Raw genomic sequence first — 13,109 nt, 5'->3', positions numbered from 1 at the left:
CTCACAGCGCGCGAGGAAACTCGAGTACGGGCTTCGCCTGGGATCCGGCGCTCCAGGCCTGTTGACCATCTTCACCGGCGCCCGGGGAATCGGTAAGACCGTCATGATCGGCGCCGCCCACGACATCGCCCGCGAAAAGGGCTGGGCAGTGATTGCCGAGACAGCCACCGCAGGCTTCATGGGCGCATCGGAGAGTCCATGCGCCGTCTCGCCGAAGAGCTCGGCGCCGGCCCGGCGAACCGACGGATCACAGCGATCGCCGCCGCAGGCTTCAGTATCACCACCCAACTGCCACCCGAACGCCAGGTCGCGTGGCGGACACTGGGTGAGGACCTCCTCAGACTCTTGGATGAACGCGGCAATGGGCTCGTCATCACGGTGGACGAGATTCATGCTGCCGACCGCAGCGAGCTTGCCCAACTGGCCGCCAGTGTCCAGCACTTCATCCAGGACCGGCTGCCTATTGGCCTGGTCTTCGCCGGGCTGCCCGCTGCCGTGTCCGACCTGCTCAACGAAGGGGTGGCGACATTCCTTCGCCGGGCCGACAAGATCGATCTCCACGCCGCAGCCGTCCGGGAAGTGGAGGAGTCCTTCGCCGGCACCTTCGCAGCCTTTAAAGTCTCCCCCGACCTCGTACGCCAGGCAGCAGAAGCCACCGGAGGCTACCCGTTCCTCGTCCAACTCGTCGGATACTTCCTCTGGAAGGAGGCGGAAAACAACCATGGAAACCTCACTCCCGAAACAGTCGTACGCGCCATCGAGGCAGCAAACCGTCACAACTCACGCACCGTCATCGAAGCAGCCCTCGCCACTGCCTCCCCCAAAGACCTGGACTTCCTTCATGCAATTGGCAGAGGACGACGGACCTACTGTTGCCGGAGACATCGGCCGGCGCATCGGAGCCAGGACAAATCTCGTGGCAAACTACCGCTCGAGACTGCTGGCAGCCGGCCTCATAGAATCCACCGCCCACGGAAAGGTTGACTTCGCAATCCCTGGCCTCCGCCAACGCCTTCGGACACAACCCAGATCCTGACGCCGGGCTGCGCCCGGCAACCTGCGCACGATTCCTCCAGGGCTCAGCTGATGCGGTTGCTGTGAACGGTGTGGTTCCGACCCAATGACTTGGCCGCATAGAGAGCCCCGTCGGCGGAGGCGATGAGGTCCTCCAGGTCGGAGGTCCCGGCGTCGTACAGTGCCACACCGTAACTGACGGTGGGCATCTCCAGCCCGTCGGCAGTGGGGACCTCAGCCAGGCGCCGGCTGACCTCCCCCGCTGTTTTTTGCGCCCGGTCGGCGGAGGCGCCCGGGATGAGGAGGATGAACTCTTCCCCGCCGTACCTGCCCACAAGATCCGTTGACCTGACGGTGTCCCGGCACGCGCCAGCGAAGGCCTGCAGCGCGAGGTCGCCGGCGGCATGGCCGTGGGTGTCGTTGACTGCCTTGAAGTGGTCCAGGTCAGCGAGGATCAGGGCGCCCGTTCCCTGGGTGACGGCTCTGTCATTCAACAGCTCCGCGGCCAGGTCCAGGAAAGCTTTGCGGTTGAGCAGCCCCGTGAGATCGTCCCGGGTGGCCACCATCCGCAGGGCACGGGTCTGCTGTTCGGTGCTCAAGGCGGCCATGCTGAAGGACACCACCACCAGCAGCACCATGGTCACCAACGTGGTCACTGCGGACCCGAAATACGTGACGAACGTGGGTCCGTTCGGGCCCTCCAGGAGGAAGTACACCAGCCGGCCGAAATAAAACGCGGACAACCCGGCCGCCGCGGCAGCCATGGGGACCCGGACGCGCGAATATCCCGGCTCCAGCCGCCAGAGTTCCCGGGAAGCAAGCCCCACCGTCAGGCACATCGCGGCGAGAAAGACCGGGCCGCCGGACCAGGTGTTGGTGCCGGGATGGTCGACGGCGGATGCCACCAGCGTGACCACCGGCAGCCCGGTGAAGATCCAACGGAGCGGCCGCAGGTCCCGGAGCGAGCGTGCGCCGGCCCAGACGGCTACACCGCCGAGGACCAGCAGGACGTTGCCCAGAGTGTTGGCCCACCACTGGTGTGGGGTTCCGTTGAGCAGGAAAGCGGCGGATCCCGACAGGAAGAACACCAGAGCGAGGCACCACCAGCCGCTGTACGGCGAGCGTGTGTAGCGGTAGGCCGAAAAGTAGAACAGCAGCACCAGGACCAAAGACATCAGGCCGAACGCGACCCGCAGCGTCGCTGTATCCAAGACCATTTCAGAAGTTCCCCCGGCTGCCGAGTGATGCAAATCTCAGTATTGCACCGCCGCCGGACATTTTCGTCTCATAACCGGATGATCCGTCGTTGCGTGGCCAGGGCGATGGCCGAGGTCCGGTTGTCCACGCCGAGCTTGCCGTAGATGTGCACCACGTGGGTTTTGACTGTGGCCTCGGAAATGAAGAGCCGCCTGGCGATGGCGCGATTGGTCAGGCCAGTGGCCAGCAGTTCAAGCAGCTGGACCTCGCGCGTTGTGAGGGCGGTTTCCGGGCTGCTGATCCGCGACATCAGCAGTGCCGCGACCTTGGGTGCCAGCGCCGTCTGGCCAGCCGCCGCCGACAGTACCGCCTGGCGGATCTGTTCCGGCGGGGCGTCCTTGAGCATGTAGCCGCTGGCGCCTGCCTCCACGGCGGCCAGGATGTCCGCCTCGGTGTCGTAAGTGGTCAGGATCAGGACCGGCGGTGGGGAGTCCAGCTGCCGGATCGCGGCGGTGGCGGTAACACCATCCATGCCAGCGCCCATCTGAATATCCATCAGCACCACATCCACGCGCTCCCCCGGGGTCCGCAGCCGCGCGAGTTCGCGCAACGCCGCGTCCCCGTCGGCGGCCTCGGCAGCCACGCTGAAGTCCTCGAATTCAGTGAGCATGGCGCGCAGGCCCGCGCGGACCACGGGTGGTCATCCACCAGGAGAATACGGAGCTCGCCCATCAGCCCCGCGCCCCTTCCGGGCCAGGCAGTTCGGGGCTTACCGGCGGCCGACCAGTTAGCGGCCCTCCAGGCAGGGCCTGCCCCGGTAGCTCCGCTGCGGAGAGCGGCAGACGGATGGCCACGACGGTCCCCTCGCCGGGCGCTGTCTCCACGTCCAGGGAGCCGTTCAGCCCGGCCACCCGGGCAGCCAGCGAGCGCAGCCCAAAGCCGCTGCCGTCCGCCCGGCCGGCCACCCCGGGACCCGTCGCTTCGGGCACAAAGCCCGTGCCGTCGTCGTACACGTCCAGGGTGACCTCGTCCCCGAGGAACGCGAGGGTGACGACGGCGGTGCTCGCCTTGGCGTGGAGCCTGACGTTGGCCAGGCTAGCCTGGGCGGCCCGGAGCAGGGTGACGCTGTACTGCGGCGGCAGCTCCGCCGGGTCGCCCACCAGCTCGAAGCGGCAGCGGAGTCCGTCGCCGCGCGCGGCGGCCAGGGTTTCGGTCTCGCCGCAGAGCCGCTGCAGGCTTTCCGGGAGGGATGACTCGTGGAGCTGGGGCGAGGTGAGCCCGCGGACAAAGGTGCGGGCCTCCGCAAGGTTTTCCGACGCCGTCTGCTGCACGAGTGCGAACCGCTCGGCGGCGGTGGCAAGATCGCCTCCGGCCAGGGACTTCTCTGCCGCCCGCGCCACCAGGACGATGCTGGACAGGCCCTGCGCGAGGGTGTCATGGATTTCGCGGGCCAGTCGCTCCCGCTCAGCCAGAACTCCTGCCTCGTGCTGGGTTTTGGCAAGTTCTGCGCGGGTGCGCCGGAGTTCGTCCGCGGCCAGCCGCTGCGCCTCGCTCTCCTGGTAGAGGGCCCGGTAAGCCAGGCCGGTGACCACAGCGAAGACGGCACCCAGCCCCGGTCCCAGGCCCATGGGCAGGGTGGGCGACGGCAGGCCGCTGGCCACCCACTGCGAGGCAACCACGGCGGCCGTCATTGCGGCGATGGTGAACAGCGCAATCCGGCGCGGGAGCACATGCAGGTGGAGGAAGAAGAGCGGAAAGGCGACCCAGGAGAACTCGGCGCTTCCCGCCAGGAGGACGCCCCACAGCACCGTGACAAGGCCCAGCCACGGGGCGGCGTAGGGGTGCGGGTTGAAGCTGGAACGGCCGGCGGCGAAGCGCTTTTCCAGGACGGTGCCGGCGAGATAGGCGGCGGCCAGGGCAAGGGCGAGTGCGGACCAGGCGATGCGCTGGCCGGCCGCTGTCCCTGCTGGGGTTTCGGGCTGAGTGACTCCGGTGGCGCCGTCCACGCCGTCCGCACCCGCCGCCAAGTGGAGCCGCAGGATGGCGACCAGCAGCAGCACGGCAAAACTGACATGAAGCGTCACCCGCAGGAACCGCAGGATGGCAGCCCCCGACGGGGTGGTCTGTGGTTGCGCGGCAGGCATTTCATCAGCTTATGTGCCGCCGAGGCGTGCGGATCAACCAAAAGGTTGATCGCCCGGTCAGCCCTTTGTCCTGCCCGGCTCAACCATGTCCCCGATGTGGGTTGGGCCGATGCGCCGGAGAGTGGATTCAGAAGGAATCCACCCCGACTGAAGGAAGTACAACGTGTTTCTCGCTATTCGCGATATCCGGTTCGCCAAAGGACGGTTCGCCCTGATGGGCGGCGTGGTGGCCCTGGTGACGCTGCTGCTGGTGCTGCTCTCCGGACTCACCGCAGGCCTGGGCGACCAGTCCACATCGGCCGTCGGGAAGCTCGGTGCCGGGTCCGGGTCCGGTACTGAGGCCAGGCCGGTGGACAGCATAGTTTTTGGCGCACCCGGCACCAACCAGCCCACGGCGTCCTTCACTGAAAGCGAAGTGACGGCCGCACAGGTGGACAGCTGGAGGCACGTCGCGGGGGTGGCCCGGGCCGAGGCCCTGGGCATCACCCAGTCCCGGCTCCAAGGCGGCGATGGCGGCACCACTAACGTAGCGGTGTTCGGCGTTGCCGCGGATGGGCTGCTGGCGCCGTCGCCGGTCCGGGCAGGGTCGGTGGTGGTCGGCACCACCGTCGCCGCGGATCTCTCGCTCGAGGTCGGAGACACGGCCACGGTAGGTGGCGCCGAGTTGACCGTCACCGCCGTCGTCGATGACCAGTGGTATTCGCACACCGGCGTGGTGTGGACGGCGCTGCCCACCTGGGCCGAGGTGGCGCACCTGACGCCGGCCGCGGGCAGCGCGCCGGGGAGCATGCCGGTGGCGACCGTCGTCGCCGTCACCTACCAGTACGGGGCGGTGGTGAACGAGACGGCTGCTAACGCGATGGCGCGCACGGTCAGCACCAGCCGCACCGGTTCGTTCCAGGCGCTGGGTTCCTTCAAGAGCGAAAACGGATCGCTGATGCTGATGCAGGCGTTCCTCTACGGGATTTCGGCGCTGGTAATCGTGGCGTTCCTGACGGTCTGGACGGTGCAGCGCACCCGCGATATCGCCGTCCTCAAGGCCATGGGCGCGTCAGGCGGCTACGTGTTGCGCGATGCCATGACCCAGGCCGCCATTGTGCTCTTGGTCGGCGCTGGCCTGGGTGGGGCAATCGGAGTTGCGTGCGGGTTCGCCGCAGCCCAGGCCGCGCCCTTCCTGGTCACGCCGGCCACCACGCTGCTGCCCGTGCTGGGAATTGTGGCCTTGGGCCTGGCGGGCGCCGCGCTGGCAGTCCGCCGGGTGACCACCGTCGATCCGCTGATCGCCCTCGGCGGCAACTAGCTCCTGTCCTTCACCCCTCCCGAAAGGTAGTTCCCATGTCTGTCACACCTGTACTAATCCCCACACCAACTGCCGGCTCCACCCTCGCCCACCCGCTGACCCTCACCAACGTCACCCTCGAATACCCGGACGGAGGCGGAACCATCAAGGCCCTGGACAGCGTCAGCCTCCAGGTCGCAGCGGGCAGGATGGTCTCGCTCGTGGGCCCGTCCGGCTCGGGCAAATCCAGCCTCCTGGCCGTCGCCGCCACCCTGGTCCGGCCCAGCAGCGGCGACGTGGTGATTGACGGGACCAAGACGGCGGGCCTGCAGGAGAAGGAACTGACCGCGCTGCGCCGGGAGAAGGTGGGCATCATCTTCCAGCAGCCCAACCTCCTGGCGTCCCTGACCGCCGTCGAGCAGCTGATAATTGGCCACCACCTGCGCGGCAAGCCGCTGAAGGCCGCGCGTTCGCGCGCCGTGGAACTCCTGGATCTGGTGGGGCTGGCTGCGTCCGCGGACAAGCGTCCGCACCAGCTCTCGGGCGGCCAGCGGCAGCGGGTGAACATTGCCCGGGCCCTGATGGGCAGTCCGAAAGTGCTGCTGGTGGACGAGCCGACGGCGGCGCTGGACCACGCGCGCAGCGCGTCGATCGTGGGGCTGCTGCGCCGGGTCACCGACGAGTTCCAGGTGGCCACGGTGATGGTCACGCACGACACGGAGTTCGTTCCGCTGACCGACGCCGTCGCCGTGATGCGCGACGGCGGCCTGACCGCCCCGGTCTTACCGGGCGGCTTCCTTACATAACTCCAGTTGCTCTCGGACGGGGCTATCCAAGCAACGGCCTACTCAAACGGGTTGTTTTAACCATCCCGAATTAGCGTTTCCCCTACCCGCAAATGAACGGACGATGGATGCTAGGCCCACCTCTGGAGGAGCAGTGAAGGTATGAGGGAGTTTTTTTGGACATCCGGTCAGGATCTCATCGGGCCAAAACAGCAAGGCGGCACCTGGGCAAGGAGCCGTCACATCCCTGCAGCCCCTGGAGCATCCCAGGAGCTGAAGCTCAATCAGACCCGACGCATTTTGGAAAGGCAGCCCGATGCTACAGACCTCAGATTCTAGTCTTAACACGTGGATGGTCCGGGAGGCTCTCGCCGAGGCCATGATTCCGGTGATCGGCCGGCTGTACCGCGATAACAACGTGGTGACCAGCATTCATGGCCGGAGCCTGGTCAACAAGTCCACCATGAACATCCTCAAGGCACACCGTTTCGCGCGCCGGGTTGATAAGGACGAATTGCTCCTGGAGGAGACTGCCCCGCTGCTGAACACCTTGGCGCAGCTGGAGCTCGGCCCGGCCGCGATCGACATCGCCCTCCTGAACCAAAAATTTAAGGAAAAGGGGAACGGTGCCACCCTCGAGGACTTCCTCCGCACGGAACTCGCCGGCATTGTGGGCAGGCGCGGCGCTGATGACCGCAGCAGCACCGACGTCGTGCTCTACGGCTTTGGCCGGATCGGCCGGCTCCTGGCCCGCCTCCTGATCGAAAAGGCCGGTGGCGGGCACGGCCTGCGGCTGCGTGCCATCGTGGTGCGCAAGGGTTCGGACAACGACCTCACCAAGCGCGCCAGCCTTCTGCGCCGAGACTCGGTCCACGGTCCGTTCCAGGGCACTATCCGGATCAACGAGGCTGCCAACACCATCACCGCGAACGGCGTCCAGATCCAGGTCATCTACTCGGACAATCCCGCCACCATCGACTACACCGCCTACGGCATCCACAACGCCCTGCTGGTGGACAACACCGGCNCGCAGCACCTGCAGAGCAAGGGCGTTGCCCGCGTTCTCCTCACGGCACCGGGCAAGGGCGAACTCAAAAACATTGTGCACGGCATCAACCACCGCACCATCGAGGACACGGACCAGATCGTGTCCGCAGCGTCCTGCACCACCAACGCCATCACGCCGGTCCTGAAGGCCATCAACGACAAGTTCGGTGTAATCCACGGCCACGTGGAGACCGTCCACTCCTTCACCAACGACCAGAACCTGATCGACAACTTCCACAACGGCGACCGCCGCGGCCGCTCCGCCGCGCTGAACATGGTGATCACCGAAACCGGCGCCGCCAAAGCCGTAGCCAAGGCCCTGCCCGAGCTGCTCGGAAAGCTCACAGGCAGCTCCATCCGCGTCCCCACCCCTGACGTCTCCCTGGCCATCCTGAACCTCAGCCTCGAAAACGGCACCACCAAGGACGAGATCAATAACTACCTCCGCGAGATGTCGCTGCACTCGGACCTGCGCAGGCAGATCGATTACATCGATTCGCCCGAAGTGGTTTCCACGGACTTCGTGGGCTCGCGCCGCGCCGGCATCGTCGACGGACTCTCAACCATCTCCAACGGCAAGAACCTGGTCCTCTACGTCTGGTACGACAACGAGTTCGGCTACAGCTGCCAGGTAGTCCGGGTCATGGAAGAGATGGCCGGCGTGAACCGGCCGGTCTTCCACGCCACGGATGTCGTTGAGGAGGCCATGTCGGTGCTTGCCGCCGTGGGATAGATCAACCGCTGCTCAATCGAGCCGCGGCCATCACCGCCAGCCCGCCGGAGACGTTACGGGCGGGTGGAAGAAGAAAGGTAGATCCAGATGAGCATTACTTTCCAGCCCAGCGAACTTTTTGAAGAGGACCTGGAAAAGTCCTGGCTTGGCCCGCCCTTTGCCGACGTGCTGAGCGACGACATTGCAGTGAGGATGTCCGTTCCCTTCACCAGCGATGACTCGCGCATCGTCTCCGGAGTCTGGGAAGCCGCACCAGGCCTCTCCCGGTGGGAGTTCCTGGAGCGCGGTGAGGTGATTAACGTCCTTGAAGGCCGGATGGTGGTCACTGAGGACGGCCGTGATCCCGTCACCCTGGAGGCCGGGACTGCCGCCGTCTTCCCCATCGGGTGGCAGGGAACCTGGGATATCCAAGAACGGATCAGAAAGTTCTTTGTCATCTTCGCGGCCTGACCGCGGGAAATCTGCCGATTCAGACCCGGGGGTACACCCCGGGCCTGAGTCGTGGCAGCGTGGCGCCCTGCCTGTAAACCCTTTCTTATGATTTGAGCCGAAACATGAAAATTGGAATTCTCACCAGCGGCGGCGACTGCCCCGGATTAAACGCCGTTATCCGCGGCGCCGTGTTGAAGGGCATTGCCATCCACGGTCACGAATTTGTGGGTTTCCTTGACGGTTGGCGGGGTGTTGTGGAGGGGGACATCATCGATATTCCACGCATCATGGTCCGTGGTATCGCCAAGCAGGGTGGCACCATTCTGGGCACCTCCCGCACCAACCCCTTCGAAAACGGCGGCGGCCCTGAGGTCATCAGGGCGCATATGGACCGTTTGGGCATCGACGCGATCATCGCGATCGGCGGTGAGGGAACGTTGGCTGCGGCCAAACGCCTGACCGACGCCGGGTTGAAGATCGTGGGCGTCCCGAAGACTGTGGACAACGACCTTGACGCCACGGACTACACCTTCGGCTTCGACACCGCGGTGCAGATCGCCACGGAAGCGATCGACCGGCTTCGCACTACCGGAGAATCGCACCACCGGTGCATGATCGTCGAGGTGATGGGCCGTCACGTGGGCTGGATCGCATTGCACGCCGGCATGGCGGCCGGCGCCCACGCCATCCTCATCCCGGAGCAGAGTGTCAGCATCGAGCAGATTACCCAGTGGGTGAAGGAAGCCCACGCCCGTGGCCGCGCACCGCTGGTAGTGGTGGCCGAAGGGTTTGTTCCGGAGCACATGGAATCCCCCCACTCCGAGCGCGGGCTGGATACCTTTGGCCGTCCCCGGCTCGGTGGGATCGCGGACCAGTTGGCCCCGGAACTGGAAGCCCGGACCGGCCTCGAAACCCGTGCGACCATCCTGGGCCACATCCAGCGGGGCGGCGTTCCGTCCGCGTTCGACCGCGTCCTGGCAACCCGGCTGGGCATGGCGGCCATCGACTCTGTGGTGGAAGGCTTCTGGGGCACTATGGTTGCCCTGAAGGGCACGGAGATCGAACAGGTGGGCTTCGAGGAGGCCCTGGGCAAGCTGAAGTCGGTTCCGCAGCACCGCTACGACGAGGCAGCCGTACTGTTCGGCTGAGCTGCCCGCCCCAATTAAACCGTCTCGGGAGTTCTGGGGGCGAAGTCGGCGGGTGAGCCTAATGGGGGCGTCGGACGCGATCAGAACAGGAAAGGTGCGAGTCGTGACGTCAGTTCGCGGGCTGCTTCCGCATGTTCGCAGATAGCGGCGAACCGTTCTGCCGGGCCGGCGAGGCAGAGGGCTGCGCCGACGGTCCCATTGGGCATTCTTACTGGAAGTGCGAGGCTGGCGGATCCTGGTTCTAGCTCGTTGATTTCCGAGGCCTGCCCTTTAAGCCTTATTTCCGCGAGTTGCTCTTCCAGTGGACCAATTTCTGTGATGGTGTGCTGTGTCAGCTTCACCAGCGGCCCTCTCGGGAGTGGGGAGGCCGAATCGCCGAGTTCAGCGAGCATCAGTTTCCCTGCGGCGGAGGCGTGTGGATACCGGAGCATTTCGAATGCCGATTGGAGCGGATAATCCGGATCTTCATCGGCGATTCTGAGGGAAGCGTTCCGGAACATGATGAGGTGCACGGCGAAACGGTTTCCGCTCCGGAACTCTGCTATTGCGGTGCGGGCTGCGGTGGGAACGGTTGGCGGGGTCGCAGCGGTAATCAGGCCTGAAATCGCGTGTCCGAGTGCGAATCCGCGGAGGTCAGATGTGCGGGCCAGATATTCGTCCCCGACGAGCGCATTCAGTATCCGGTAGGCGGTTGCCGGGGGCATTTGCAGGGCGTCGGTGATCTCTTTTGCCGTTGTCCCGGTGCCGAACCGTGCCACGATCTCCAAGATCCTGAGCGAGTTTGACGCTGTGCTGGGTCTGAAGTGTGCGGGCCTGTAGTTCATGGGATGGGCCTGCCATGAAACAGGTCCAATCCCCGGGTCTCGTCGTAGATGCCCACGGACGCCAGACGCTCAGGAAACCGGAGGTGCAGGAACATGGCGTAAATGACGCTGGCGAGGAGCACACCGCCGTAGATGAACGTCTGCAGGTTGCCTGTTCGAATCGATACCGTCGCCGCCGTCCAGAGCACCGCACCGAGGACCAGGGAGGTTGCTGCTCCCAGTATCCAGCTGGCGTAAGTGTCCTCCCCTATCCGGCGCAGGAAGAACGGCAGGGACGCGCTGGCAAGAATATAGGACCCGAGGTATCCGTAGGCGCCCAGCGTGAAGAGGTGCGCAAGGCCCTGCCCAGGACTGGCACCGGAGATGATGACCGCGATGGGCACGATGGCAACTACCGGCATTACGACCATGATTGACATCGACGGGGTTCGAAAGACGGGATGGGTCCGGCCGAATATTCGCGGCGCAACGCCTTCTCTGCCCATACAGAAAAATATCCGGGCAAGGGCGTTCACAGATGCGATCGCGCACGCAAACCACGATGCTGCGATTCCCAGGTCAAGGACGGCGGCGAACACCGGGGAAGTCTGGGAAAACAGGTCAGACAACGGAGTGGAGCTGGCTGTAATGCCTAACGGTGCCTCTTTGAGGGCTACCTCCTGGGCGGTAGCGGCAAGAAGATAAAGCACGCCCGCCAGGATGGGGGTCCACGTGATGGCCCGTGGGACGCTGACGAAGGGTTTGTACGCCTCGCCTCCCAGTGTGGTGGGGCTTTCGAAGCCGACAAAGGCACTTACGGCCACGACGATCCCGATCGATAACGCATCAAAATTTCCGTTCCAGGCAAACACACTCCCGAGACTGGCCTTCGGCGCGTTGAAGGCGAAGTAGACAACCATGAGGACGGCGAGGATTCCAATTGAAATGGATTCCATCAACAACGTGGACCACGCGGATATCCGGATCCCCCGAACCATGAGGAAACAGGCGGCGCCTGCAGCGCCAAGAATCACCAGCACCGCGAAAATCTTGGGATCCGCGAGGGGGACGCCAAGATTGATGAACAGCTCAGCGACATAGGTGCCAACAACCAGCAGACTCCCCATGGCCACGAGGCCGTACCCGAATATGGCCGACCAGCCGACGGTAATCGCCGTCCGTTGGCCAAGTCCCTTGGCCGTGTAGCTGTAGAGGCCGCTGACGGCAGCCATGCGCTGTGCCATCGGTCTCAGACAGAAGGAAACCAGGACCATGACCGCCATGGCTGCCCCGAATGTCAGCACAAGATTCGGTCCAGAGGATCCAAAGACAAGACCCGGAAAGACAAGAGCCGGAATGACGGACATTGCACCGGCGGGCGCCACGGCGGCTACTGCCTGCGCGAAGACCGGCAAGAAGGAAAGTTTCCGGCGGCTCAGGCCCTCCACCGGAGAGCGGGGAGTGATGAAGCGATCACCGCGGGCAGACACTGCGTACCAACTTTCCCTCCATCGGGCAGGCTCGCCTTGCTTATGTGGGACGCAAGTCATCGGCCCGAGGTGCAAAACCTTAGCATTCCCGGCCGCCAATGACGATCGTGAACATTTCTCTGAATGTTTCTAGCATGTTAACTGCAATGGGAAAATGTGGCCTCGAATTTCCCATTGCAAATGGTCGAGCGCGTGTTTCTGAATGTTTCCAGCATGTTAACGGAGATGGGAAAATGCGACCTCGAATTTCTCAAGTAAATTTTCACGAAAGGCTCGCCTAAATGAATTCAGTGACGTAGTTTTTTCTACACGGACGGAATGTACGTGAGCGGCATCACACCAGCGGGGCTCGGAGCTGAGCTCGGTTGATCCTCTAGCTAGATAGAGGATGTCGGGTTGCAGACGATCCCTCCGGCAGACCAGGAACCTGCTGGTCTGCGACAGCGAGGACAGCTCGGCTTCTTCCAGGCCGGTTTACGGGGCACTTCGGCCGTCATCCCACAGGGACCTTCATTTTGAAGAAAGAACCAAGGAGAAAACCATGACTCTGAACACTGAAATCCACACCGAGGTAGGGGTAGGGGTAGCACACGCTCTCGATCCGCTGTCCCGGGCCGAGATTTCCCGTGCGGCTTCAATCCTGAAGGATGGCCCGGCCGCGGCAGAAACGTTCCGTTTCATCAGTATTGAGCTGCGCGAGCCTGACAAGGAACTGCTCAGGACCGGCGCTAAGACGGTGCGCGAGGCAGATGCAGTTCTCGTCAACCGTGCCGAGGGACGTTCCTACGAAGCGATTGTCGACCTTGACTCGGGCATCGTCTCGAAGTGGACGCAGTTAGCTGCCAACATTCATCCTCCCTTCATGCTGGACGAGTTCGCCGAGGGTGAAGAGAGCTGCCGGAAGAACCCCGAGGTCCAGGCGGCCCTCGCCAAGCGGGGCATCACCGATATGGGCCTGGTCTGCTTCGAACCGTGGTCCGTGGGCTACTTCGGTGAAGACAACGAGGGACGGCGCCTGATGCGCGCCCTGGTCTTCG

The 13,109-nt window shown here is 64.4% G+C and carries 10 protein-coding genes and 2 pseudogenes; 7 read left to right on the top strand and 5 right to left on the bottom strand.

Features of this window, described 5'->3' with window-relative positions; translation table 11 throughout:
* The first annotated feature begins 103 nt into the window (after positions 1-103).
* Complete coding sequence (locus AC50YA_RS19500; RefSeq protein WP_494983897.1) at positions 104-1,036, top strand: DUF8462 domain-containing protein; 933 nt, start codon at positions 104-106, stop codon at positions 1,034-1,036.
* Positions 1,037-1,079: 43 nt separating this feature from the next.
* Here the strand turns inward: AC50YA_RS19500 and AC50YA_RS19495 are convergent, their stop codons facing one another.
* The 3 genes and pseudogenes from AC50YA_RS19495 to AC50YA_RS19485 form a co-directional block, all read right to left on the bottom strand.
* A complete protein-coding gene (locus AC50YA_RS19495; protein ID WP_494983854.1) occupies positions 1,080-2,231 on the bottom strand; it encodes a GGDEF domain-containing protein in 1,152 nt (383 codons plus the stop codon).
* 68 nt (positions 2,232-2,299) lie between these two features.
* A pseudogene (locus AC50YA_RS19490) lies at positions 2,300-2,943 on the bottom strand (response regulator).
* The gene (locus AC50YA_RS19485) at positions 2,943-4,355 is read right to left on the bottom strand and encodes a sensor histidine kinase (protein ID WP_494983853.1); all 1,413 of its coding nucleotides are present in this window, start codon (positions 4,353-4,355) and stop codon (positions 2,943-2,945) included. Before AC50YA_RS19485 ends, AC50YA_RS19490 begins: the two are co-directional and overlap by 1 nt.
* A gap of 163 nt (positions 4,356-4,518) precedes the next feature.
* Here AC50YA_RS19485 and AC50YA_RS19480 point away from each other — a divergent pair, with 163 nt between their 5' ends.
* The 5 genes from AC50YA_RS19480 (at position 4,519) to AC50YA_RS19460 (ending at position 9,779) form a co-directional block, all read left to right on the top strand.
* Positions 4,519-5,655, top strand: a complete 1,137-nt coding sequence (locus AC50YA_RS19480; protein WP_494983852.1) for an ABC transporter permease — start codon at positions 4,519-4,521, stop codon at positions 5,653-5,655.
* Positions 5,656-5,690: 35 nt separating this feature from the next.
* Positions 5,691-6,440, top strand: a complete 750-nt coding sequence (locus tag AC50YA_RS19475; RefSeq protein WP_494983851.1) for an ABC transporter ATP-binding protein — start codon at positions 5,691-5,693, stop codon at positions 6,438-6,440.
* Between the two features lie 295 nt (positions 6,441-6,735).
* The gene (locus AC50YA_RS19470; protein ID WP_494983850.1) at positions 6,736-8,199 is read left to right on the top strand and encodes a glyceraldehyde-3-phosphate dehydrogenase; all 1,464 of its coding nucleotides are present in this window, start codon (positions 6,736-6,738) and stop codon (positions 8,197-8,199) included.
* 87 nt (positions 8,200-8,286) lie between these two features.
* Positions 8,287-8,649: a cupin domain-containing protein gene (locus AC50YA_RS19465; RefSeq protein ID WP_494983849.1), complete on the top strand. Its 363-nt coding sequence runs from the start codon at positions 8,287-8,289 to the stop codon at positions 8,647-8,649.
* Positions 8,650-8,753: 104 nt separating this feature from the next.
* Positions 8,754-9,779: an ATP-dependent 6-phosphofructokinase gene (locus AC50YA_RS19460; protein ID WP_494983848.1), complete on the top strand. Its 1,026-nt coding sequence runs from the start codon at positions 8,754-8,756 to the stop codon at positions 9,777-9,779.
* 80 nt (positions 9,780-9,859) lie between these two features.
* Here AC50YA_RS19460 and AC50YA_RS19455 read toward each other — a convergent pair whose 3' ends face one another.
* Together AC50YA_RS19455 and AC50YA_RS19450 are read right to left on the bottom strand one after the other, a co-directional pair.
* Positions 9,860-10,603, bottom strand: a complete 744-nt coding sequence (locus tag AC50YA_RS19455; RefSeq protein ID WP_494983847.1) for an IclR family transcriptional regulator — start codon at positions 10,601-10,603, stop codon at positions 9,860-9,862.
* Positions 10,600-12,132: an APC family permease gene (locus AC50YA_RS19450; protein WP_494983846.1), complete on the bottom strand. Its 1,533-nt coding sequence runs from the start codon at positions 12,130-12,132 to the stop codon at positions 10,600-10,602. The genes AC50YA_RS19455 and AC50YA_RS19450 overlap by 4 nt, the downstream gene beginning before the upstream one ends.
* 481 nt (positions 12,133-12,613) lie before the next feature.
* Here AC50YA_RS19450 and AC50YA_RS19445 point away from each other — a divergent pair.
* A pseudogene (locus AC50YA_RS19445) lies at positions 12,614-13,109 on the top strand (primary-amine oxidase); the annotation flags it as partial.

The sequence above is a fragment of the Pseudarthrobacter sp. RHLT3-21 genome, from assembly GCF_059383495.1.
Note: the sequence above shows the minus strand (reverse complement) of the source record. Positions and strands in the feature narration are given on the sequence as shown.

Bases quoted from the DNA above. Each gene is read 5' to 3' on its own strand.
- AC50YA_RS19475 (WP_494983851.1), top strand. From the start codon at position 5,691: ATGTCTGTCACACCTGTACTAATCCCCACACCAACTGCCGGCTCCACC.
- AC50YA_RS19500 (WP_494983897.1), top strand. From the start codon at position 104: ATGATCGGCGCCGCCCACGACATCGCCCGCGAAAAGGGCTGGGCAGTG.
- AC50YA_RS19460 (WP_494983848.1), top strand. From the start codon at position 8,754: ATGAAAATTGGAATTCTCACCAGCGGCGGCGACTGCCCCGGATTAAAC.
- AC50YA_RS19465 (WP_494983849.1), top strand. From the start codon at position 8,287: ATGAGCATTACTTTCCAGCCCAGCGAACTTTTTGAAGAGGACCTGGAA.
- AC50YA_RS19450 (WP_494983846.1), bottom strand. From the start codon at position 12,132: ATGACTTGCGTCCCACATAAGCAAGGCGAGCCTGCCCGATGGAGGGAA.
- AC50YA_RS19455 (WP_494983847.1), bottom strand. From the start codon at position 10,603: ATGAACTACAGGCCCGCACACTTCAGACCCAGCACAGCGTCAAACTCG.
- AC50YA_RS19495 (WP_494983854.1), bottom strand. From the start codon at position 2,231: ATGGTCTTGGATACAGCGACGCTGCGGGTCGCGTTCGGCCTGATGTCT.
- AC50YA_RS19485 (WP_494983853.1), bottom strand. From the start codon at position 4,355: ATGCCTGCCGCGCAACCACAGACCACCCCGTCGGGGGCTGCCATCCTG.